The sequence below is a fragment of the Desulfuromusa ferrireducens genome (assembly GCF_055389805.1).
On sequence record NZ_AP042415.1, the window covers coordinates 687,986 to 712,511 of the forward strand.

Consider the following 24,526-nt stretch of genomic DNA (forward strand, 5'->3'; position numbering starts at 1 on the left):
TTGAACTTCTATATTTAAGTAATTTTTGCTTTATAAATTTAGGGAGATGTTTTTTCGATGACCTCAATAGCTCGCCCAACAGTCGTAAGTCTTTTCTCAGGTGCCGGCGGCAAAGATGTCGGATTTGAGAAGGCTGGATTTGATGTTATATGGGCAAACGATATTGATTCTTCGGCTTGCCAAACTTACCGCCATAATTTTAATCGTAGTACAGTCTTTGAGGGTCCAATTGAGGACATCGATACAAATACTATTCCTGATGCGGATGTAATTATAGGAGGATTTCCCTGCCAAGGCTTCTCAGTTGCCCGTTCAATTCGAAAGGAAGATGATCGGCGAAATGCCTTATATCTAGAAATGCTCCGTGTTGTTCAAGCTAAGAAGCCCAAGGTTTTTGTTGCGGAAAATGTTAGAGGCATTCTGAGCCTTGGAGGAGGGCGGGCGATAGAGCGAATTAAAAGCGATTTTGAAGATGCCGGTTACCAAGTAGATGTATTCCTTGTTGATGCCACGGAATTTGGACTTCCTCAAAAACGTGAACGTGTTTTTATTGTGGGAAACCGTGAGAATCGGCCTAATCCTAATCCAAGCTCGCCCTTGCCCCTTAACTCTAGCTTCAGTGGCGACAAAGCCAAGACAGTCAGAGAAACCATAGGAGATATTGTTTCCTTAGGCGGAATCCCTAATCATGAAATCGATGAGAAACTTCTTCGGAAGAGTGACAAAGAGATAATTAAGCATATTGGACCAGGCCAGAAACTTTGCAATAATCGGCATGCTTGGACGTCTGTGCGGACATGGAATATACCTTCGGTATTCGGGGCTACTTCTGATAGAGAGAAAGCGCTTCTCGAAGCAGTTGCGCGAAATCGCCGCCTTTCAAAATACGCTACCTACATAAACGGTAAAAAAAGCAATGATGCCAATCCATTATCAGCCCAACAAGTATCTGAAATTTTACAAATGCAGCATGGTGAGGTCGAAAAGATGATGAAATCCCTTGAACTGCGAGGCTTCCTTGCAGAGAGAGGGAACGGATTTTATGACATATCGAAGGCCAATTATGAGAAGTATCGCAGAGTTCATTGGGACAGCCCTTCCTATACCATACAACCTTCATTCTATTCGCCAAGGTATTACCTGCATCCGAGTGAGCCGCGACAGCTTACCGTGCGAGAGTGTGCGCGACTCCAGACGTTCCCTGATTCATTTGTATTTAAGGGGTCATTTGAGTCTCAGTACCTTCAAGTAGGGAACGCGGTTCCTCCTTTGTTGGCTTATCATGTGGCTTTAACGATCCGCCACGCCTTCTTTGATGTTCAAGAGGATTTTACCTCCGAGGGGGAAATTGTTGAGCCTAGGGCTCATTTTATTGCACAGGAGGATTTGGGCCATGGGTGCCAAAGGAAACAAGCAGCAAACCCTTAAGATTCCTAAGTGTTCAAACAATCCAACATTAGTTGAAAAAGCTAACGCTCTTGCTGATCACCTCAAAAATCCATCAAACAGCCTCTTGGATGCCGTCAATTATGATGAGGAGGTTTATTCGGCAATACTGCCGAGTGCGGTAGCATCTCTAACTGGCAAGTTTAGATCGGATGACGGCAATGCAAGAGAAGCCTTTGTTTGTGCTGTGCTAGATGAACTGAAGAAAAAAGAGTTAATACTGGATTATGAAGACTGTACTGCGGACAGAAGTCGCTATGATTTTTCATTGCTATCCAATTCTCGCCACAAGATAGTAGTTGAATCAAAAGGAGGAGAAGGTAACAGCGTAACTCTAACGCATCGCCCCATTGGTTGCGATGAGCTTGTTATCTGGTGCCAGCTGACCGGCGCAGTTCAGGTTCCTATGCAAAGGCAGGTTCAGTCAATTATTGGTCGATTAGTTAAGGTGATGGTAAATAAGTCGGAGCAATCAAAAAGGTATGACGTTCTTGTTGTCTGGGATCAATTTTGCGGAACCCAATGTCGTAGTTGTCCAGGAGCTCCTGCTGGAGGCATAATACCATGCATTTACCTTTTCCCTCAGGTACAGCCAACTAAAATAAACCCATGTCCAGACCTTCACAATCTCAATACAGTTGAATTCCCAATGTTGTTAGCAAAACATCTTGGGATTTCAAGGGATTTGCTGGAACAACATACATGGGTTATTGGCATAAAGCTTTCCCGGAATGGGCCAGATTGGTATCGGACCTTGATAAAGACCAATCTTGCTACCAATGAAAGTACTGAGGGGAAACCATTCAAGTGCACGCCTCTTGAATCACCAACTCCAACCTAGAAGAGACCTTGAGCGTCTAAAGTTTTGGGACAGTCCTAGGTGGCTGAATTTTGCTTTTTATAGCGACATGAGAAAAGGCTGCTGTTTGGGCCAGGCCAAACAGGGCGGGCGTTTCGAACACTTTGTTTCTGGCTCAACAGCCTGTACAGTAAGCTTTGCTTGGATGCTTAGATGCTTGGAGTGAACCGCAAACCTGCTACCACTGTTTTGGGGGAAACGGGACTGATTTGTTTTCGCTCTCTAACTACACCGCAAGCCAAATAGGCACTTTTGAATCTCAAATATTGTGACTTCATTCTCACTGCCCCACTTTTGGAACCCAAAATCGGCCCTTTCGCTTTGTTGTAATTTCAGCAGTTTAGCGGGAGGGCCTTTTTGATACGGACTTTCGAGACAATCTGGATGGGAATAGTTGATTTTTTTCGGCAGGGTAGGCTTATGGCGGTGTCGCTCCAGAAGCGATTTTGCTCTATCTGGCTCTCAAGTCAACAGATCCACTCGGTCTGCTGTCGATCAATTCCAAAGTTTTGAGAATGGTCTTCAGATTGGATTGAGGGAGGCTGTGAGAGTAAGTAAACTGTTTCCCGGTGAGAAAGGCCGTAACCGGGGCATAACTGATCAGTCATTACCTTGCTTATTCCTTTGCTCAAAAGAATCTTGACTAAATGAACTGGCTTGGCCAGTATCGAACAATGAATTGATATCTATCTGTAGGGGCGGCAGTGTGGACAGCAATTAGTAATTAATAGAAGCCATTTCTTTCAAATGCATATTTGGGGAGATGGTTTTTTTTAGCTATACCTAGGAAACTGTTGGCAATTCATTTATGTCCAGTGGCTTTCAAAATCACTCAGAAATATGGGCAGTGTCCCTTGTTTAATTCCTAGTTTAATTTCGTGGTGCTCCTTTTTTGATTTTGAGCCACTGCTTATGGAGAAATAGATGAAGATTATTGTTGATTACGACAACCTTGTTTCCGATTGGAAAGGTGCCAAGAGGGCGGACATTGAATACATAATTGATCGAATCATAGATAAGATTGATTTTGTAAATATTGCTAATGTTGATGCCTTAGAGTTTAAAATTTATGGCGGATGGTTTTCTGGTAGGAAAATGACAAAAACTGCTCTGGACCTGTCAGCCAAAATCAGATCATCTTTTCCAAAAGCTTTTGAGGTCTTTCTCGGCGAACACGAAAAGAAAAAAATATTGGCTAGGGTAGAGATAACAACTGGGTTGAGCTATAGGGGAGGGCTGGATATATATAATACTAGAAGGAAGAGAGATGTTTCTTTCCTTAAGAGGTCTAAACATCCAAGCTCTATGGGGTGCAGAAAGGATAATTGTGGGCTTGAGATTGTCTGGAAAACTCTAACGTCAGGTGTCTGTCCCAGTGGTAATTGTCCGGCAAAAGTAGATGACATGGTGGGATTAGAAGAACAGAAACAGGTTGATACAATGATGTGCGTTGACTTGTTGGAATTTAGAGGTTCTGATGTTGATTTGGTTGGGATTGTGAGTTCGGACGATGACCTCTTTCCTGCAGTGTTGCGACTTGTTGACAGTGGGGTTTCTGTCCTGCACCTAAGCGGGAAGACAAATAGAAATTGGGATTTTCATGCCCTTGGCCGCTCTGCTGGTAGCTATAGCTACATTAACATATAGAGGTGTATTGTGCAGATAAGTACTTTTAGGCAGTTATTGCGTTTTTTTTCAGACAATCCCGAGGATATTGATTTTTCTGCAGGCAAGTTAATGATGCAGGTCAGGGATGATATAATCGAAGCGGAGTTAACTTATCGCGATTATGATGTTTATGTAGATGATGGTGGTGGGGCGCTTCCAGCTGAAAAGTGGATAGTTGCAAGGTTGGCAAAGCTGCCGATCCTTGCTGATCGATTGATTAGTTCTATAGGTTGTGATGAAAACTATGTAGAGGCAAGTGGGGATTACCTTGACAGTGTAAATATTAATCCAAGCAATACCGTAAAGCACATAGATGAAGTCGCGAATTATCTAGTGGAGCGAATTGATTCGCCTATAGTTGCAGCTACCAACGTAATATATGTTACGTCTGATGCTGGCGAAGGTAAAACGACACTAATTAACCACATTGCGCGGTTGCAGGCTGAAAAATTTAAAAATAAAAAGAGTGACTATCTTATTTTGCCAGTATCTCTTGGTGGTCGTCCTTTTGTTAGGTTTGATGATGTTGTCGTTGGTACTTTGACAAATAAGTTTAGATTTCCATATTTGTACTTTGATTCAGTTATTGAGCTTGTAAGGATGGGTGCACTGGTCTTAGCCCTTGATGGATTTGAGGAGATGTTCATCGAGAGTTCATCTGGCAAGGATGCCATATCTGCCCTTGGATCCTTGGTTGGTGAGCTAAAGTCTCAGGGGTCATTAATTATTGCAGCAAGGAAAGCGTATTTCGAATTCAAGGATATAAATAACCAATTTCAATTGTTTGATACGTTTTGTGATAATGATGTTGAATTTTCAAAATTATCTTTAAGTAGGTGGAGCCGTAAGCAGTTTATTGAGTATGGATTAAGTCGTAAGATAGAAAATGTCGATACTTTGTACGATCTTTTAGTTGCAAAACTTAAATCTAATGATCATCCCCTTATCTCTAGGGCTGTTCTTGTTAAGAGACTTTTTACTGTAATAAAAGAGACATCAATTGACAGCATCATAGACAAGCTATCTATAGATACAGAGGATTACTTTAGGCAGTTTATAGATGTTTTGATTGAAAGAGAGGCAATAGAGAAGTGGATAGATAAGACTGGCGATGCGGCTAAACCCTTAATCTCAGTTAGTGACCATTATTTTATCCTATCCTTAATTGCCGAAGAGATGTGGCTTAATTCAACAGATTCTCTTTCGGCTCCTGTCTTTAATATGATATCTGAAATGGCATGTGATGCATTGGGGAAAGATTCTAATATATCAAGGCAGGTTTCAGAGCGAATCATCCAGCATGCCCTGATAGTTAAATCTGACAAGAAGGGGGACTTTGGGTTTGATCATGATGAGTTTAAGTATTTCTTTCTGGGGGACAGGATTGCAAGCCTAATTGCTGAAAATTCTACTGCTGACATTAAGGCTGTTTTCAGAAAGTCCTCGATGCCAGACATGGTCTTTCAGGTGATTGCATTGGCGCTTCAATCTAGAGAAGTTGAACCCTTAAACGCCGTCAAGGATTTGGTGAGGACCGCTACCAGCGAGGGGGGAACATCGTATATAAAAGAAAACTGTAGTTCTCTTATCACCCATTTGCTGAACGGTATTGATGGCAATGGGATTGTTTTAGAGTCCTTATATTATCCATCAGATTCGTTTTCTGGGAAAGTCCTTGATAATATTACATTCAGGAAATGTGTTTTTTACGATATTGATATGTGCAGCTTAACACTTAGAAATATTATATTTGATGATTGTACTATCGACAAGTTCCATATATCTGTAAATTCAATCGTCGATAGTGTTGTGTTTAGAAGCTTGGCACCGAAAAGTATCTTTAATATTGACAGCGAAAAATCATGGTTTAATCCACGTTCAATTGTTGAAAATCTCTGTAGCGTAGGGATTAATGTCGAAATAGATAATGGCTGCCACAATGATATAGAGGTTAGTAATGAAGAGGATGACAGAATAACAATTTGCAAAAAAGCAGTCAGAGCGTTTATGAGGTCAACAACTGTTACAGATGAGGTTTTTAGAATTAGACTAGGCCTTGATGGTGCTCGATTTATGGATGATATCCTTCCTGATTTGTTAAGCTGCAATGTCATCGAAGAGCTACGATATAAAGGCAGCGGGAAAACTAGAATTTATAAAATGTCTATTAAGATGACTGCTTTTCAAAAATCTATGATGTTATCTGTTGGTGAATATGACAAGTTTATTGCTCACTTACATGACCTGAGGTAAGGGCTTCACTACTCGCAAGCGTCACCAGTCACAGCACATGAAATAAGTCCGAATGAATCGCCCTAAGAATATCGGACAGTTTTGAGTTGTAACGTTTGGCATCAGGAAAGCCTCGATTCATCGACTTTAGGCTTTCCTATTTTCAACCACTTATCTGATTCGAGACATTGAGGTCATCCATTCTCAAAACTTGTAAGTTTCAATACGTGGATTCAGGAATTTGTCAGACAGTGACATTAATCTCAATACCTGAACCGTATCAAGATCAATGAATCTGGAGGGGCTATATGCTCCTAACTGAAGAGTCCAGCCTTACATCCCCCTCCGCTTGGCTGGACTCCTTTATTGATGAATTGCGAGAAATTTGTATTGTGCCCTTAGAAAACTTGACCGCACTGTTAACTCACCAAAGGCAAATCCTCCCACCTGGTCGTATAGGCCGGTGAAAGATTCGCTCGCTTCATAAACCAGTCTTCTTTGGGCTGCTGCCCTCCAAACCATACTGTTCCGCGCCCCCCTAGGTTGATTTTGTCGATGACTGACATCAGGCCGTCATCGCTGGCTTGGGTCACTGGGTCGGCAAACAGATCTAATTGAACTTTATTTGGATCGCAGAAATCTCCCAGCATCACCCCGGCTTTGGCGTAGCGGTAGCCTTCTTTCCAAATCGAATCGAACAGGTCGGTTGCGGCTTTTAGAATGGTTCTGGTGTCAGAAGCGGGTGTGGATAGCTTGGCTGTTGCAGCGTTTGAGTAAGATGGCTCATGCGCATTAAACATGCTGGTGCGAATGAACACGTTAACAACGCTGCACACCTGCCCTTCACCTCTCAGACGTTCTGCGGCCCTAGCGGCGAACTCGCAGACGGTTTCTCGCAGCGGATCGTATTCTGTCATCCGTTCAGCAAACGAGCGGGAACACATTAGCTGCTTCTTGGTGGTTGGGCTATCTTCAAGCGAGAACCGTTCGAGGCCGTTTAATTCATCGATGATCTTGACCATGACGATTGAAAAAAGTCTCTGTGCTCTGCTCTTATCCATCTGTGCCAACTGCAGCACGGTCTTTATCCCCAGCTGTTTCAGCTTTTCGGCATTCTTCCGGCCGACACCCCAGACCTCGTCAACCGGAGTGATGCTCATCAACTTCCGTTGTCGGATAGGATCAGTCAGGTCAACGACACCGCCGGTCGCTGCATATTTTTTGGCTGCATGGTTTGCAAGTTTCGTCAGAGTCTTGGTCGGCGCGATACCGACACAGACCTGAACCCCTACGTGCTGGCCGACTGTTTGTCTAATCTTTTGGCCGTATTCTTCCAATGACCCCATCAGCTTAAAACCGCTCAGGTTCAAAAACGCTTCGTCGATGGAGTAAACCTCGATCTGCGGAGCCAGTGATTCGAGGGTTGCCATGACCCGTGATGAGATATCACCGTAGAGAGCGTAATTGGAGGAAAAGACCTTGATGTTGTGCTGCTTGATCTGTTGCTCGATCTTGAACGCCGGGACCGCCATCTTGATTCCCAGAGCTTTGACCTCTGGGCTTCTAGCGACAACACAGCCATCGTTATTGGAGAGAACAATGATCGGGGTGTTTTTTAGCGAGGGCTCGAACAACCGTTCACAACTGGCGTAAAAGTTGTTGCAGTCAACCAGGGCAAAGACTGAGCTCATAGTTTTTTTAGCGAGTGGACGACGGTTGTCGCTACGCCGAATATTTCAATATCTGTTTCTTCAGGGATCTCGACGGGGGAGTATTGGTCGTTCATTGGGACCAAACGTAACTTGGGTTTTGTTCCAGCTTCTTGACCGTCAGCTCACCGTTCAGGGCAGCGATTACGATGTCACCATGCTTGGCGGTGAGGGAACGATCCACAACCAGCACATCACCCGGATAGATCCCTGCATCTATCATAGCGTCGCCTTGCGCACGGACGAAATATGTCGCAGCGGGGTGCTTTACGCAGAGATCGTTTAAATCGAGGCGGGATTCACAGTAATCAGTTGCGGGACTGGGGAAGCCTGCCGCTACCGATTCCGTAAACATTGGCATTTTGGGGCTACTATTTTCGCTGGTGGACTGTTGCTTATCTGTCACTGAAGTTACTCCTATTTTTTCGAGAGTATAACCCAGGACAAGATTAACCGCATTCCGCTATTTGCAGCGTTTGAAATTCGCTGAGCGAAAGTGCCTACCTTTATTACGTACTACGAAAAACGCCCACAACATCGTAATCGTGGGCGCTTGGTGTTCTATAAGGAACGTAATCTAGGAAATCTTATGCGTTGCTGTTCGTTTCCCGAACGGCTCCCCGTGACTGAAGGGTCTGGACACTGGGAAGAAGAGTTGCAAATTTAATAAACAAGCTAAACATTTCCCGAGAGGGATTGGGTTAGCCCTGTGCCCCTTTACGATATTTTGTTTGGAATACAGTTTTCCCCTTGACGACTTCAAGTTCACCAGTTGTAACCATTTTTTGCAAGATATGCTTCATAGCATTTTCAGAACTAACATTGCCAACTTCGCGAGCGTCTCTATTTGCAATAAACTCATGTGTTTCAAGATACTTTAAAATAAGCTCTTGTGGCCTTCCAAGTGATTCATGCCTCAGTATCACCTTAACGTATTGCCCCTGCTGTTCAATGATTGGGTCTTTTAAATTCATATTACGCATTGCGGAAAAAGCAGTATTTAGGCCTTCACCAACATCTTTATTGGGTGGATTTGGAAATTTATTAATAAGCCGCACAATAACACCATTACGTGAAAAACGTTCATCGAGGATATTCTCCGGAGTAATGTGTGCAGGAAGGGTTCCAGGGCTTAGAACTTCAATTCGATTATCAAAAATCCTAATATGGGTGTCATCTGGAATGCTGTAGTCACGATGAATAACAGCATTTGTTAGAATTTCATGTAACGCTTCATTTGGGTATTGGGCAGCTTGAAGGCCCTCTGTTGTCATAATACGCACAGATTCAATTAATTCAGCAGCCTTAGCAACTGCCTCATATATCTGACAATATGCACTTCCTTCGATTGAGATTGGATCAAAGGCAAGCGTTTCTCTTGCACCTTCTGCTTCTTTAGAATTATAGCGGTAGAGTTTGATTCCACATCGTTTCGGCAATATGGCTTGAGGCTCATCAGCAAAAAGGACAATGCCTGCTACCGTAGGGTTGTCGTCTCTGATAAGTTGTTGCTTTTTTAGCCACGGTTTAGCTTCTGAAGAAGGAATAACTTCCATCATAAACTCAGTAATTTGCAGTGAATCAGTAATGACATCTGAATCCACGGCAACTGTTTCTGTTTCGAAAGATGTGAGGCCCTTGCATCTTCGAAGGTGCGCTAGTGCATCTTCAGATTTAACTTGGAGATTTTGTGCTCCACGCCTTATAAAAACTATTTTATTTGAAGCTGATCGAACTTCTCGACTCTTCTCAATGTCAACTTTGAGAACCAACCCTGGCTCGCCTTTCGCCCGAAGAAAAGTATACAAATACCCCTTTCCGAGAGGGAAAAATTCTTCGAATGTTTGAATAAAAGGATTTGCAGCTTCAATATTATTAAAGCCTCGCCAGTTCCGGCCTTGTTCATTCTCATCAATACCGATATAAAGTTCGCCACCTTCTGCATTCGAAAATGCGGATATTGATCTGGTGAGTTTTGCAGGAGCAATTTCAATTGCCTTGAGATCCGCGAAATGGCTTTCTTCTAATGCTAATATTTTTTTAACATCATTATCCTCGATTTTCACGACATCAATGGCACTCATATTCACCTCTTTCACCGCAAAGCCTTGATTCTGCAAACGAGAACGCTCAAAGAATGAATGACTTTAATACGCATTTAAGTTCATCCCCATTGCCGCAACACAGGGGGCTCAAAATACCCTCTTACTAAATCGAAATTATCTGCTTACACTTTGGGTAGGCTGAACACGCCCAAAAATAACTTCCGGCATGCTTCCCTTTTTTCGCCTGCCTCTTAACCATTTTGCTTTCACATGCGGAACAGATCGGGGCAATAGCGTCAGTTACCGGAGTTTCAGTTACCGGAGTTTCAGTCACCGGAGTTTCAGTCACCGGAGTTTCAGTCACCGGAGTTTCAGTCACCGGAGTTTCAGCCACCGGAGTTTCAGCCACCGGAGTTTCAGCCACCGAAGTTTCAGCCACCGAAGTTTCGGTTATTAGCTTCTCCAGTCCGACAGTGGCCGACACAAGCGACTTTATTTCAGAAAGTGAATAGCCTTTTTGGGCTGGCATGCGTAGCAGCGGAACGCCCGCAGCCCTAAACGCCTCATCAACAAAGAAGTCTCTGTCCTGCCGTTTTTTCGCACCGTGCGATTTATCATCCAGTTCAATCGCCGCCAGAATCGAAACGCGGTCAATATCGCAGAGCACAAAATCCACATGCTTTGAATTGATCTTATTTTGAGCAGAAACCCGATCCCGACTTTCCAGCCCCTTCTTCACGGCCAAAAGGTCTGAAATGCGCACCTTGGCAAAGACACGACACGAATCACCAACCACCTGCTCCAGCACGCCAAAAAAGGAGCGCTCGGCAGGGGTCAGAAAAGCATCCTGCGCCTGGTAGGGGAAATCGTCAGAGGCCGATTCTTCAGGAATATGCGACTTGGAAAGCTTGGACTTGAGAAAGAGAATCGCAAGGACAGCGATTCCGAAAAAAAGAAGAATTACAAATAGCGTTGACATTTACTACCCCTCCCAGAGTCAAAATCAACAGACTTAAATTTAACTAGTTGTGAACACTAGCCTTTCTCGTACTCTTCGTCCACAGGAAAAAGAGCATAGCAAGCAGGGGAAACTCGCGAAAGAACTCTGCACAGCTCTGCGTGGTGAACTCGAACTAATTTCAATAAATAAAATTTCCATTTATTCGCGATACAATTCAACCCATGTGCGGACGTATCAGCTTAGGCTCAACATCTGAAGCAATAGCCCAGCATTTTGACTTACTGAAATGCCCCCTTATAGAACCGCGCTACAACATTGCGCCCGGTCAACCCATTCTGGCAATCAGGGGCTCTGACACAGACAAACGAGAAGCGGCGTTACTGCGCTGAGGCCCTATCCCCTCATGGGCGAAAAACAAATCCCATTGGGTACAAAGTCATTGAGCAAGCATATGCGGATCACACCCGCCGCCGGAATTGATACCGGATGGCTATTAAATAACCTGGAGCTTGAACATGAACCAGCTACAGCCACTATTGCACGTACCCCTAAAAAATAAACACCTATGGAATCGAACACTAGAGCAAGGGGGACAGGACCGGCCCACAATCAATAAAGGCATTGCACTCCATGCTCTTCCCTAGGTTGCAATGCTTCACCCCGGCACAACGCCACCTAGCACTTCTTCTGGCTATCGACCTGCCTCTCAGAACGACATCCCCCCCACCCCCGGTGGATCATGAAACATCCGCAGAAAAAACTCTCAACCACGATGATCTTGACCACACCAGCATACCCAGAAAGGGGAGACAGCAGAAAGTCTCAAACAAGCCAAAACGAAAGACTCTACATATTGCTGTTTTCTATTTTCATATGGGCTGGGTCCTTCTGAGGGGTTTCCCCCATAAGGGGCGCACAGCCCCGGGCAGCGTGTGCGGGATTTTTTTTGAATATGGAATGGAAAAATGGAATAGAGCTAAATTTCCCAGCGAAGGGAATTACCGCCGCACCGCTGGTTGACTCCATGTGAAATTTGAAAAAATAACGGAAGAACAGAACAAACCACGTACCTTCAGGGTCATATCAACTTATGCAGCTGTTTTCCGCCAAGAATTGAATTATTAGAAAATGGGGTAACGGGTAACGAAAAAATAGAGTAACGAAAAAAACTTGCTACCTATCTTGCTACCTGGGCAGAAAAACAAAAAGGGCTTACAGATTTTAACGTCTGTAAGCCCTTGGATTGTATGGCTCCCTTTGCAAGACTCGAACTTGCGACAAGGTGATTAACAGTCACCTGCTCTACCAACTGAGCTAAAAGGGAATAGCGTGTTGCGGTGACGGAATATATGGGATTGATTCACCGCTGTCAAGATTTTTTTACAGAGACTTTTCAGCCTCCTTTTTTCAAGTCGGTCAATACTAGCTTGGCGACCGATTTGAGGGTTTCAAAAATCCCCTCCCCGGTCGTTGCGCAGGCCTCCAACTCGGGGACCTTGCGTGGGTTCAGCAAATCACTCAACTCTGCGACGGAAGAAACCTCCGGCAGGTCGCGTTTATTGTACTGAATGACAAAGGGGATCTTTTCGATATCGAAACCCTGCTCTTCAAGGTTATCTTTCAGGTTTTCCAGACTTTCAATATTGGCATCAAGTCGTACCTCTTGAGAGTCGGCCACAAAGACAACGCCATCAACACCCTTGAGGATCAGTTTTCGCGAGGCATCGTAAAAAACCTGCCCAGGAACGGTATAAAGATGAAACCGGGTCTTGAAGCCGCGGATTTCGCCGAGTGCCAAAGGCAAAAAATCGAAGAAAAGCGTCCGCTCAGTCTCCGTCGCCAGGGAGATCATCTTCCCCTTGGCATCGCTTGCCGTCTTTTGGTAAATATATTGAAGATTGCTTGTTTTGCCGCAGAGACCGGGACCGTAATAGACAATCTTACAGTTGATCTCACGCGATGCATAGTTAATGAATGACATCCTGCGAACCTCAATCAGTTGAAAAGATTATCAATATCGTCGTCGGTGATTTCAGCAAAGGGACTGGCCGAACCAGCGGTCGGAGACATTGCAACTTCGGACCTGCGTGCCAAGTCTTCAAACACTGTCGCCAGATCAGCACTTGCTTTTTTAACCCGCAACCGAACCAAGCCAAGGGAACTCCGCTGGTCGAAAATGACGACCAGAATGACCCTGCCACCGACAATGGAGATATGGAGATTATCCTTCTCCCCTTCGTGGAACAGAATGGAGAATTCCTTCTCACCAATGAGTTTGGCCAGACCTCCGGTTGCAGCGATATTGCCTGCGGTCAAAGAAGCCAGGCTGGTGGTATCGAGGTTGGCGGTTTCCCCAGTAGCAGCAATCAGCTGGCCATTTTTATCAACCAGAAAGATAACCTTTGAGTTTGATTCACGAAGAAGTTTTTCCAGCAACACAAGAATACGCTGGTACTCCTCGTCGTACATCACCAGAGAGGACTGGGGACCAAGCATGTAGTGTCTCCTTGCCGTAGTTTAAGCACAAAGTTTTATATATCATTTAAAAAGTCTCATATCAAGGTGTTTCCCGGCATTTTTAAAAAACATTTAATTTACACACGACGAATCAAACCTCCCCGTCATACACATCTGCAGGTTGACTTGACGGGGAAAATCCACTAATTATGCAGTCAGTATTTATTTCTACAAGCAAGACGAACAAAGGGTTGCCCTTGTCAAATTTCCTCAAATTTCCCGCCGGCCTAAAACGCTGGCACGATAAACCGGTTGCTGCCCCCCAGCAGTGCGAAGGGTTTGAAATGGCCTTGCTGGAAGGCTGCGATAATGCCTATCGCTTTACAGCAGCGGTTAATGCCAACAAAGTTGCGCCCATCTTCTGTGATTTTAGCCGCTTTTTGCCGGACGAGGCATTTTTTATCCTCGAGCACTATCCGGAAGAAGCGCTTATTTTACGCCCCAGTGGTTCAGCCGAACGACCGGCACCGGTGGTTCACTATTCACCCTATATGCCGACTCAGGAACTGCTCAAGCTGGTCAGCCCCTATCTCAGCCGAATGGTTCATGATGGCTTTGTCGGCTTTGGTTTGGCCAACAATCGCAAAGGGCTGGAGCTCTTCTATTCGGAAGAAAAAGTGATGACCTTTTTCACCGACAACCACCTGCGCCTGTCCAATTTTCTGCACCAGCACCAGATCCCTCACTCCCAACGACTGACCTTGCCCGCGGACTTCGGCCATGATCACCTGTCCCTACTCGGCTTAACAGAGCAAAACCTGCCGGATGAGTTGCAACACTTCAGCGATAAGGATCTCGATTCAAACCTCTTTTGTGAAGACATGATTGAGTCTCTCGACATGTACCAGGTTGAAGAGGGACTGTCGTTTTTTCTGACTCGCAAAGAGCAGGAACAGATCGCCGAACTGGTCAAGCGTGAAATTCCAGACGACGAACTGGCAGAGATCGAATTTGGCAGCCTGCTGCTTGATTGGAGCGATTTTGTCACCGAGTGTGAAAATGGTTTTGAGGGCGATCTCTGGGAGTACCGTCAGGGGCTGAAAATTCGCGACACCATTCAACTGGTGATCGAAGTGGCTCCCGAGCAACTGGCGGATAAAATCGGTTCGATTGTCTCCGAGCCGGACAAAACTCTGCAGAATGCTCTGATCGATCGCCGTAACCGCCTCGACCACCCTTCGCAGCCAAAACTGCAACAGGAACGTTTCTGGTACCAGGGAATCGTCCGCAACCAAGGAATCGACCTGCGCCGCGATCTGATCCGGCAAGACTGGTTCAAACGCTGATGGTCCCATGCTGCTGATCATTGCCGCCGTCCCGCTGGAAACAGCCCTGCTTCGTCAACAGCTGCAAAACCGCAGCACCGTTCAGCTCGGCTCCTGGCAGCTGTTTTCTGGCAGTCTCTGCGACCAGGAACTCCTTTTGGCCCATAGCGGCGTCGGTCAAAACGCCATGGCGATCCGCCTGACCCGCTTGCTGGAAAATTACTCGCCGTCAGCAGTCCTGCTCTGCGGCTGTGGCGGGAGCTACCCCGGAAGCGGCCTGCAAAACGGCGATCTGGCGTTGGCCAGCGAAGAGATCTGCGGCGACCTCGGCGTAGCGACTGAAGATCGCTTCATCCCCCTTGAACAACTCAACATCCCCCAGCAGCCAGAGCTGATGCTGATTAACCAGCAACGCCATCCCCTGCAATCAGGCCTGACCGACTGGGCACAACAGGTCCTACCAGAGGCCCGCTTCGGCCCCTTCGTCAGCATAAATTGCTGTAGCGGCCACGCCCTCTTGAGTGATGAGCTCCACCAACGAACCGGCGGCATCTGTGAAAACATGGAGGGTGCGGCAGCTGCGCAGGTGTGCACCGAATACCAATTGCCCCTGCTGGAACTGCGCGGCATTTCAAACCCGACCGGCACGCGTGATCCACAACAATGGGATATCGTCCGCGGAGCAGAAGCGGCCCAGCAGGGCCTGCTCAAACTGCTGCAACGCTGGCCGGAGAAACAGGACTGAACATGCAGCACTTAACCCTGGGCTATTCCCCCTGCCCGAACGACACCTTCATTTTTTATGGTTTGGTCCACGGCAAAATCCCCTGTCCCGGAACAAGCTTCAAGGAACGGCTGGAGGATGTCGAAACACTCAACCATCTTGCCCTTGCGGGTGAACTCGACCTGACGAAAATCTCCTATCATGCACTCGGTCATCTGCGGAAAGAATACTGTCTTCTTCGCAGCGGTGGCGCACTGGGTCGAGGTTGTGGCCCGCTGGTGATTTCCAGACAAGCAACCGACATGCAACAGTTGCGCGGCAAGCGGATTGCCATCCCCGGGAAGCTGACAACGGCCAACCTGTTGCTGCAACTTTATGGTGAAGGATACGAGGACCTACTGATTCTGCCATTCCACCAAATTATGGCCGCGATAAGTGAAGGACGGGCCGATGCCGGAGTAATCATCCACGAATCGCGCTTTACCTACCAGCAGCAGGGGCTGCACCAGGTGCTCGATCTCGGCCAATGGTGGGAAGCGGATTCCGGCTGTCCGATACCACTTGGCGGCATCCTGGCAAAACGCTCACTGGGACCGAAGCTGATCAAACAGATTGATCGTGCCTTGCGTGCCAGCGTCGAATATGCCTTTACCAACCCGCAACTGCCGCAGGACTATATCAGGCAGCATGCCCAAGAATTAGAAGACGACGTCATTCGCAACCACATCCAACTCTACGTCAACGACTTTTCCGTCGACCTCGGCGAAGAGGGGCTGCGGGCGATTGAAACCCTTTTTTCCCGGGCAGAGGCGCGCGGCATCATTCCCCGCAGTGAGCAACCGCTGTTCGTTAGCTAAAAACCCTGGCACCACTCCCCAGGCGACCCATGGGTCGCCCCTACAAAACCGGAGCCCCTGCCTTCGAGCAGAGACCATAATAAAAAAGGCGTGCCGCCCAACATCGGGGTGACACGCCTTTTTTATTATGCAGAGCTGAATTTACTACTTGATGTGCACCGAGCGGATAAATGTAGCGCCGATCGCCTCTTTCACCTCGTTGATGGTTGCCTCGTCAGCCGGGGAATCGATGGAGAAAACCACCATCGCCTCTCCCGCTTTCTCGGTCCGACCGAGGCTCATATTGCCGATATTGACGTTGGCGTTGCCGAGAATGGTCCCGATCTTGCCGATGGAACCGGGCCGGTCGGCATAGGACATTACCAACATGTGATCTTCGGGACGGAAGTCGATATCGAAGTTGCGCATCTTGACAATCTTCGGAATGCCCTCGAATAGGGTCCCGGCAATGGTCCGCCTCCCCTGTGAGCTTTCCAGCGTCAAGGTGATCAGGCTAGAGAAAGAGTCGGTCGAGGTCGAGCGTACCGATTCGACATCAATTCCCATCTCCCGCGCAATCAGGTTGGCATTGACCATATTCACCTCCTGGTCGGAACAGTGATTAAGCAACGCAGCCAGACCGCAAACACTTAACGGTGTGCAGTCGAATCGCGCCAATTTACCATTATAGGTGAAAGTGATCTTGTTCGGGTTCGGCGGAGCCAGCTGGGAGACAAAGTCGCCCATAACAGAAATCAGCTTCATGTAGGGCTTCATCTGCTCCATCTGGTCGGGATCGAAACGCGGGATATTGACTGCATTCGACATCGGCCGGCCGTCAACATAATTGACGATCTCCTTACTGACGTCGACGGCGACATTTTTCTGCGCCTCAAAGGTGTTGGCTCCCAGGTGCGGGGTGACCAGCATCTTTGGATGACCAATCAGCTTTTTCAGCGTCTCGGTTTTCGGTGGCTCTTCGCTCCAGACATCAAAAGCCGCGCCGCCGCACTTGCCACTCTCCAAAGCATCGAGTATTGCCTGCTCGTTGATAATGCCGCCACGGGCACAGTTGACGATAAAAACGCCATCCTGCATCCCGGCAAAATGCTCAGCGTTGATCAAATCGTGGGTTTCTTCGTTAAGCGGGGTGTGCACGGTGATGATATCGGAAAAACGGATCACGTCTTCCAGCGAAACCAGTTTGACACCAAAATCTTCGGCGCGCTTTTCTGAGATATAGGGATCATAGGTGATGACATTGGCCTCAAATGCCCGACAGCGCAGCGCAACCCGACCACCGACTTTGCCGAGACCGATGACACCAATGGTTTTATTCTTTAACTCGTGGCCGGTAAAGGGCGCCCGTTGCCACTCGCCAGCTTTAAGACTGGCATTGGCCAGTGCCACATTGCGGCAGTAGGAAAGCATGATCGCCATGGTATGCTCAGCAGCGGAGTTAACATTGCCGTAAGGAGCGTTGACAACGATAATTCCCCGGCTGCTGGCGGCATCGACATCGACATTGTCGATGCCAACCCCGGCCCGGGCGATAACCTTGAGGTTCTCAGCCCGATCCAGTAGGGCCTGATCCACCTGGGTCATACTGCGGGTGATGATTGCCTGATATTCGCCGATCACCTGGTGTAATTCTTCCACCGGCAACCCAACCTTAAAATCGACCTGAATCCGTGGATCATCAAGAATCGGCAGCAAGCCGTTCTTGGAGATTTCGTCCGTCACTAATACTTTCATCATCAACCTTTCTTTTCTTACCCGCGCGGCCAAACCGGTCGCAAAAAAGAGGCGATTTTAGGCCCATCTCCGACCGATGTCAATTGGTATACACACAGCGCGAAAGTTAGTCTCCGTCAGCCATCAGCGGACCAACTCAACCGCATCGAGATAGATGGTGCGTGGCTGCTCCAACTTGCCAACGAACAGGGTCAGTCCGGCAATCTTCGCAAGGTCCATGTTTCGCCCTTTGGGGGCCTGCGCAACCTTGGCCAGCGGGATCTCCAACTCGTTCCAACCTGGCGAAGCGACCAGCGTGGTATTATAACGGTCACTATAGCGATTCCCGGTCTTGCGATGGGCTTGGTCATGGATTCTAAAGTAAAATTGAAATTGGTCGCTGTCGGGATTATAGACACGAAAACGCAGCAGCCGATACTGGCTCCAGTTGGCGGGGAAATTTCTCAAACTGACCCCGGAATAACGTTTGGTGTTCAACTCGACCTGTAACGACGCCGTGCCACTGAAAACATGCTGATACGCCAATTGCCGCCGAGAGTTGCCCCCCCACCGTCCTTGCTCCAGCGGTGTCTCGAACCCGGAAAGGAGCGGAAACTGCTGCCAGGCCACCACCTCATCAAGGGTCACTTTAAGAAAGGGGGAAACAGCCCAGCACACCAAAGCCAGAACCGGCAACCTAACCAACAGGAGCCCCTGGGCCGAAAGTCTGTTTTTTATTGATGAAAAAAAGGCCAGGGCCAGCGCACTGCCGAGCAGATCGTTGCCTAAATCCTGCCAGGTCGCCTCACGCCCGATCTCGGCCTGCAACAACTCGGTCCCCCCACCGAGCAACAACGTCAGGAACAGAACTTCCGTAACGAGTCGCAGCAACGTTTGCGGGCTCCGCCAGTTCAGATAAAGATAGGTCCAAAGCGCAAAGCTAAAGAGATGCCCAAGCCCCCAACCATAGCTGAACGTGCGCGACGAATCGGGGCCGGGACCACCGACAAACATCAGGATCAGACAGAGCACTGCCAAGCCGAGCAGCAGGCCCCATTTATTTATTTGCCTACACTTCATTACACTAACTTCACTGTCAAAAATCCCGACACTGAGAAATTTTCGCTTTTCGAGGATAAATCCTTTGCACTATCTTTAAAGCGAAAGTACCATGAACAACATACACGAAGGTACCGGCAACTACAGGCTAAGCCAGACTTCAGGCTTGCTCGAGACTATAACAGTGGACAACTATGTTCTCCAACACTCTTTGTCAGCCCCCAAAGGCATAGTTCCTGCATTACATGATTATGTGTGCAATGATATTTAATTTAGCGAAGGGCGGATTAATCATGCGAAGGAGCCACTAAATGGAAAGTCGACTCACATACCAGCCAGCTAGAAGCCACCAACGCTTCAAAGCCGTCAACCGGGCCTTAATTCTCATCGACCAGGGCCCGGAATCTCTCCCTTATCACATTATGGATATCAGTGAAGGTGGGCTCTCTTATCGCTACCTCGGGCAGAAATTGAAACGCTCCGAGATCAAAGAAGTTAGCCTGTATCATGATTTTGAACTCATTCTCGATGCCGTTCCCGTGCGCACCGTCTCCGACTATCGCTTACGTGACAATCTGGTTCCGGTCCGGCGCGGCAGCCTCTATTTCAAAGACCTGAGTTCTGAGCAACAGGGTCGGCTGCAAAACTTCATTCGCGAATTTACAGAAGCGCCTCTCCCGATCAGCTGACCTCTGCGTAAATTGTCAGTGATCGTTTTATCAAGCCACCGCGATTCTTTTGAGTTGCAGGTGGCTTTTTCATTCTGCACCTTTTTTACGGGAAAATTAATGCACTTCCATTTGACAGCACAAGGCCACTGTTGTAGAGATGGGATGTCTGTCGATAATCTGTGATGAGATGCATTGGTTCTTCTTCCCCGCTTCCTGAGACGACTAAATGAAACATCCTCTGATTCTCAAATTCTTGACCGGCCGTGAAGAACAAGTCAACCTGCTACGCCCCTTCCATCCACGCGACAAACAATTACTGGTCGAACTGCTGCGCTGCCCGGAAGAGGCCAGCATCCCCCTCGAAGACCTATGCTATATCATGGTTCTCGACGAAAGCGGCTGGCAACTGCCAACCAAAGAGGGAGAACTGGTTGAGCATATCGAAACAACCACCGGCGACAACTTCGACTTACGGGTTCCGACACAAAACTATAAAAGCGGTTTCTACGCTTTTCCCATCGATAAAGATGCATCCTATCGAAATATCTTCTTTACTTCCCAAGGAATCCGGCAACGCCGTGAAGAACGCCCGCTGAGCGACTTTCTCGAAGAGCGCGGCTGGCTGCAGCAAAATATAATCGATGAAGTTCTCAACGAACAAGAGAAGCTGCGATCACGTAAAGTTGGTGAAATCCTCGCTGAAGAGTCCGCAGTAACAACGGAAAAGATCGAGGAACTGGCGCAACAGACTGAATCATCCCCTGCCAACCTGAAGAAGGTCAGAATTGGTGATCTATTGATCCAGGCCGGGCTGATCAGCAGAGAAGAAGTCGAAACAGCCCTCAATACCCAGTCGGAAGGGAAGAAAAAAAGGGTCGGTGAGCTGCTGATAGAAAAGGGGATGATTACCGAAGAACAGTTACTGATGGCGCTGTCCGCCAAGTTTCGCATGACGGTCGTAGACCTGAAGACCGTCGTGCCAAGCCCGGAAGCTCTGGATACCCTGACCAAAAGCATGGTCATGCAATTAAAGGTGCTGCCTTTAAGCCTGGAAAACCGCCTATTGACAGTGGCAACCTCAGATCCCACCGATCCGACCATCGGTGACAACCTGCGCTTTTTCACCAATCTAACCATCGACTTTGTCGCCGCCCCGACCTCGGAGATTCGCGATGCGATCGAAGAACATTATGGTGGCAGTGGTGAAAACGAGGAACAGATTGCCGATCTGATCGGCGAACTGTCCAACGAACAGATCAATGTCGAAGAAGACTCTGATGATACGGTCGATTCATCGATCAGCGAAACTGACTCGCAAATCATCACGCTGGTCAACCAGATCCTGCTTGATGGCTTCCGCAAAGGGGCCTCCGACATTCATTTTGAACCTGGCCTGGGAAATCTTCCGCTACAGATCCGCTATCGAATCGATGGAATCTGCGCCGTTGCCCACCAGATTGCTAACACCTATAAACGAGCTATGATTTCGCGGATTAAAATCATCTCCAAGTTGGATATAGCAGAACGGCGCAAACCACAAAGCGGAAAAATCGTCATGCGCTCCGATCGTCGCAAGATTGAATTCCGCGTCGAAACCACTCCGACCGCTGGCGGTCAAGAAGATGCCGTGCTGCGCATTCTTTCCTCGTCACAACCGCTGAGCATCAATGAAATGGGTTTTTCCGAAAGCAACCGGCAGAACTTCATCGAGATCCTCGAAAAACCCTACGGCATTATCCTCTGTGTCGGCCCAACCGGCGCGGGTAAAACAACCACCCTACACTCAGCACTCGGCCACATCAACACCCCGGATCGCAAGATCTGGACTGCCGAAGATCCAGTAGAAATCACCCAGCCGGGTCTGCGTCAGGTCCAAGTTAATGCCAAGATCGGCTTCACCTTCGATCAGGCATTACGTTCGTTTTTACGTGCTGATCCCGACGTCATCATGATCGGCGAGATGCGCGACCCGGAAACTGCCAAGATCGCAATCGAAGCATCACTGACCGGGCATCTGGTTCTCAGCACCCTGCATACCAACAGCGCCGCAGAAACCGTCGTCCGGCTGGTGGAAATGGGGATGGATCCCTTTAATTTTGCCAATGCCCTGCTCGGGGTCCTGGCTCAGCGCCTCGCTCGACACCTCTGCAACCAGTGCCGAGAAGCCTACCAACCAGAGACCTCAGAGCTGGAGCAATTGCAGCATTACTACGGAGCCAGCTACTACGAAGCACATGGTCTACCAACCAACCTCGAACAAATTACCCTCTACCGCGCCAAGGGCTGTGAGAATTGCAACAAAACCGGCTACCGGGGAAGGGTTTCAATCCACGAACTGTTGTCGACCTCAGAGCCTATTCGTCGAGCCATCAAGGAAAGTATCATGCATGAAGACCTGCGTGATCTGGCGATAGAAAATGGCATGCGCACCCTGATGATGGACGGAATCGAAAAAGTTCTGGGCGGACACACGGATCTGGAGCAAGTACTACGTGTCTGCATGTGACACAGAAACCTGCCCGGGCAATATACATTCAAAACCAAGGAAATAAGCTCAGATGTCTAAAGCACCGCCGATCCTGCCAACAAGACTAAAACTAAATCTAAAAATCCTCCTACCAATGAGTTTCGGCATCCTGATTTTGCTAGCCCTCTACATCGGCTCAACCTCCTGGTACCTGGAGCGCGAAATCCAAAACAATTTAAGACAAAAAGTTTCCAACGTCGATTCCAGATTCCACAGCATGCTCACCCAGCGAGCGCAAATCATGCGCGTGCAACTTGAGCAACTGGCCCGCTCGACAGATCTTCAGCAATTGATGATACAAAAAAACCGTAGCGGCATGCTGGCTGAGGTGAAACCGACCTTCCAACTGCTGCTCGACCACTTGCGGATCTCCCATTACTATGTCCACAATCCAGACCAGACGGTCTTTTTGCGGGTGCATAATCCAACCCTTCATAGCGACCGGATTACCCGCCACACGCTGCAACAGGCGGCCCACACGCAACAAGCAACCTACGGTGTTGAGCTAGGGGCACTCGGCACCTTCACCCTGCGAACGGTTCTACCCTGGCACAAAGATGGGAAACTCCTCGGTTATCTGGAGTTGGGAGAAGAGATCGACCTGCTGGTAAGCAACTATTTCAAACACGACAAAACAGCGCTGACCCTGACCATCAATAAACAATTCCTCGACCGCAAGCAGTGGGAAGTCGGGGTTAAAATGTTAGGAAAATCTCCGGCCACCTGGGACCAGTTGGCTGACAAGGTCATCGTCCAGACCTCTATTCCAGAAATGCTACCAGAGATTCTCGCGGTCTTGCAACACAAGCCACTCGATCCAGACAAACGCATCAAACTCACATTTGCTGAGCGCAAATACCAGGGCCTGTTGCAACCGCTGTCCGACTCATCCGGTCGCCAGGTTGGAGATTTTCTGGTTTTGCACGATGTCACCGACACGTTGTCTGACTACTGGGACGCGGTCTTAATTTTTACCTGCTTTTACCTGCTGACCACGGGGGGCTTTCTTCTTTTTACCTCAACCATCCTGCGCAAAACCGAGAAACAACTAAAGACAACCGACCAACAGTTACTTGGTGAAATGACAAAAGTCCACAAAACAAACGTTCAACTGGAAAGCGAAATCGATGAACGAAAAGCTGCCGAGGCAGCACTCAATAAGGTTCACGACGAACTGGAAGAGCGGGTTGCGGAACGAACCGAGCAACTTTGGCTGGCCCTGGAGCAGACCAGCCAGACACGTAAACAGCTGACTGATGTGATCGCGTCAGTGACCGATGCCCTGATCGTTACCGATACCGACGGCAAGCTACAACTGCTCAACACCAGCGCCGAACAACTGTTTCAATGTGAGGCCGAAAACTGCCTCGGCCAGCCGCTGAAAAGTATCATTCGTGATGCGGCTGTGTTTGAACAGATGGATGAAGCGGTGCAACAACAATACGCTGACCTGCGTATCGAGTTCGTACAAATTTCTCAGGATCTGAAAAAACCGCTCTTCCTGCAGGCCAGAACCTACGTCATGACCGGCAAGAACGATGAAGCCGTCGGGATGATTTTTCTTATCCACGACATCTCGCACGAACGCGAAATGGAACGGATGAAAAGTGAATTTATCAGCACAGCGGTACACGAGCTCAGCACGCCATTAACAGCCGTTATGGGTTATTCAGAGCTGCTCCTCTCTGAGCATGAATACCCTGCGGAGGAACAGCATGAGTTCCTGACCATCATCAACGAAAAATCGGAATTTCTCGCCAGGCTGGTCGGAGAAATCCTCGATATCGGTCGCATCGAATCGGGCAAGCCGCTTGCTTTACATAAAGAAGAACATTCGGCGGCAGAATTGTTCGAACGGCCCATTCATCATTTCCGCCATTTCTCCCCCGACCATCCTTTTTCAGTAAAACTAAATGAACCGACATTCCAGCTGCAGGTCGATCGGGAAAAAATCTGGCAGGTGATGGAAAACCTCTGCAGCAATGCGGTTAAATACTCTCCGGCCGGGGGCGAGATAACGGTCACCGGTCAGCCGGACGATAACGGCTACCAAGTGACGGTCAGCGATCAGGGAGTCGGCATGACCCAAGACCAGACCGAGCGGGTTTTCGAAAAATTCTACCGCTGCAACCAGTCAGACACATCGGTCGGTGGCACCGGGCTGGGCATGACCATCGTCAAAAGCATCATCGACGCCCACGACGGCCAGATCTGGCTCGACAGTGACTTGGGCCAGGGGACCAGTGCTCACTTTACCCTGCCCTGCGGCTAAA

Annotated in this window: 18 protein-coding genes, 1 tRNA gene and 1 pseudogene; 11 read left to right on the top strand and 9 right to left on the bottom strand. The window is 48.1% G+C overall.

The window, feature by feature from the left end; translation table 11 throughout:
• Positions 1-57 precede the first annotated feature (57 nt).
• The 4 genes from ACZ5PT_RS03020 (at position 58) to ACZ5PT_RS03035 (ending at position 6,226) form a co-directional block, all read left to right on the top strand.
• A complete protein-coding gene (locus ACZ5PT_RS03020; protein ID WP_464265333.1) occupies positions 58-1,428 on the top strand; it encodes a DNA cytosine methyltransferase in 1,371 nt (456 codons plus the stop codon).
• Complete coding sequence (locus ACZ5PT_RS03025; protein WP_464265334.1) at positions 1,394-2,287, top strand: hypothetical protein; 894 nt, start codon at positions 1,394-1,396, stop codon at positions 2,285-2,287. Before ACZ5PT_RS03020 ends, ACZ5PT_RS03025 begins: the two co-directional genes overlap by 35 nt.
• Before the next feature lie 942 nt (positions 2,288-3,229).
• Positions 3,230-3,952 (top strand): hypothetical protein, encoded by a 723-nt coding sequence (locus tag ACZ5PT_RS03030; protein WP_464265335.1) that lies wholly within the window; start codon positions 3,230-3,232, stop codon positions 3,950-3,952.
• 9 nt (positions 3,953-3,961) lie between these two features.
• A complete protein-coding gene (locus ACZ5PT_RS03035; RefSeq protein WP_464265336.1) occupies positions 3,962-6,226 on the top strand; it encodes an NACHT domain-containing protein in 2,265 nt (754 codons plus the stop codon).
• A 398-nt stretch (positions 6,227-6,624) separates the two neighbouring features.
• Here ACZ5PT_RS03035 and umuC read toward each other — a convergent pair whose 3' ends face one another.
• The 4 genes and pseudogenes from umuC to ACZ5PT_RS03055 form a co-directional block, all read right to left on the bottom strand.
• A complete protein-coding gene (gene umuC, locus ACZ5PT_RS03040; RefSeq protein WP_464265337.1) occupies positions 6,625-7,896 on the bottom strand; it encodes a translesion error-prone DNA polymerase V subunit UmuC in 1,272 nt (423 codons plus the stop codon).
• Positions 7,893-8,275, bottom strand: a pseudogene (gene umuD / locus ACZ5PT_RS03045) (translesion error-prone DNA polymerase V autoproteolytic subunit). Before umuD ends, umuC begins: the two are co-directional and overlap by 4 nt.
• 340 nt (positions 8,276-8,615) lie before the next feature.
• Entirely contained in the window at positions 8,616-9,998 is a 1,383-nt protein-coding gene (locus ACZ5PT_RS03050) for an ATP-binding protein (protein ID WP_464265338.1), read from the bottom strand.
• A gap of 124 nt (positions 9,999-10,122) precedes the next feature.
• Complete coding sequence (locus ACZ5PT_RS03055; protein ID WP_464265339.1) at positions 10,123-10,938, bottom strand: DUF2726 domain-containing protein; 816 nt, start codon at positions 10,936-10,938, stop codon at positions 10,123-10,125.
• A gap of 203 nt (positions 10,939-11,141) precedes the next feature.
• Here ACZ5PT_RS03055 and ACZ5PT_RS03060 point away from each other — a divergent pair, with 203 nt between their 5' ends.
• Positions 11,142-11,309 (top strand): SOS response-associated peptidase family protein, encoded by a 168-nt coding sequence (locus ACZ5PT_RS03060; RefSeq protein ID WP_464265340.1) that lies wholly within the window; start codon positions 11,142-11,144, stop codon positions 11,307-11,309.
• 859 nt (positions 11,310-12,168) lie between these two features.
• On the opposite strand, the gene ACZ5PT_RS03065 is transcribed toward ACZ5PT_RS03060, so the two are convergent.
• From ACZ5PT_RS03065 to ACZ5PT_RS03075, 3 genes are all read right to left on the bottom strand, one after another.
• A tRNA-Asn gene (locus tag ACZ5PT_RS03065) sits at positions 12,169-12,244 on the bottom strand.
• 69 nt (positions 12,245-12,313) lie between these two features.
• Positions 12,314-12,901, bottom strand: coding sequence for a GTP-binding protein (locus ACZ5PT_RS03070; protein ID WP_464265341.1), 588 nt, complete (start codon positions 12,899-12,901; stop codon positions 12,314-12,316).
• Between the two features lie 14 nt (positions 12,902-12,915).
• On the bottom strand, positions 12,916-13,416 hold the full coding sequence (locus ACZ5PT_RS03075; RefSeq protein ID WP_464265342.1) for a roadblock/LC7 domain-containing protein: 501 nt from the start codon (positions 13,414-13,416) through the stop codon (positions 12,916-12,918).
• 218 nt (positions 13,417-13,634) lie between these two features.
• Between ACZ5PT_RS03075 and ACZ5PT_RS03080 the strand changes: the two genes are divergently transcribed.
• The 3 genes from ACZ5PT_RS03080 to ACZ5PT_RS03090 are packed head-to-tail and all read left to right on the top strand — an operon-like array spanning position 13,635 to position 16,283.
• Entirely contained in the window at positions 13,635-14,723 is a 1,089-nt protein-coding gene (locus tag ACZ5PT_RS03080; RefSeq protein ID WP_464265343.1) for a hypothetical protein, read from the top strand.
• A 7-nt stretch (positions 14,724-14,730) separates the two neighbouring features.
• Entirely contained in the window at positions 14,731-15,447 is a 717-nt protein-coding gene (mqnB, locus tag ACZ5PT_RS03085; RefSeq protein WP_464265344.1) for a futalosine hydrolase, read from the top strand.
• A gap of 2 nt (positions 15,448-15,449) precedes the next feature.
• Positions 15,450-16,283 carry a menaquinone biosynthesis family protein gene (locus ACZ5PT_RS03090; RefSeq protein ID WP_464265345.1) on the top strand — a complete coding sequence of 278 codons (834 nt, stop codon included), beginning with the start codon at positions 15,450-15,452 and terminating at the stop codon, positions 16,281-16,283.
• Between the two features lie 144 nt (positions 16,284-16,427).
• Here ACZ5PT_RS03090 and serA read toward each other — a convergent pair whose 3' ends face one another.
• Positions 16,428-18,017, bottom strand: a complete 1,590-nt coding sequence (gene serA, locus ACZ5PT_RS03095; RefSeq protein ID WP_464266702.1) for a phosphoglycerate dehydrogenase — start codon at positions 18,015-18,017, stop codon at positions 16,428-16,430.
• Between the two features lie 123 nt (positions 18,018-18,140).
• Entirely contained in the window at positions 18,141-19,076 is a 936-nt protein-coding gene (locus ACZ5PT_RS03100) for a CIA30 family protein (RefSeq protein ID WP_464265346.1), read from the bottom strand.
• A gap of 290 nt (positions 19,077-19,366) precedes the next feature.
• On the opposite strand from ACZ5PT_RS03100, the gene ACZ5PT_RS03105 reads away from it, so the two are divergent.
• The 3 genes from ACZ5PT_RS03105 to ACZ5PT_RS03115 all read left to right on the top strand — a co-directional run bounded on the left by ACZ5PT_RS03105 (position 19,367) and on the right by ACZ5PT_RS03115 (position 24,525).
• On the top strand, positions 19,367-19,744 hold the full coding sequence (locus ACZ5PT_RS03105) for a PilZ domain-containing protein (RefSeq protein WP_464265347.1): 378 nt from the start codon (positions 19,367-19,369) through the stop codon (positions 19,742-19,744).
• Between the two features lie 208 nt (positions 19,745-19,952).
• Positions 19,953-22,232, top strand: a complete 2,280-nt coding sequence (locus ACZ5PT_RS03110) for a GspE/PulE family protein (protein WP_464265348.1) — start codon at positions 19,953-19,955, stop codon at positions 22,230-22,232.
• Positions 22,233-22,284: 52 nt separating this feature from the next.
• Complete coding sequence (locus ACZ5PT_RS03115) at positions 22,285-24,525, top strand: ATP-binding protein (protein WP_464265349.1); 2,241 nt, start codon at positions 22,285-22,287, stop codon at positions 24,523-24,525.
• The last annotated feature ends 1 nt before the right edge of the window (position 24,526 follow it).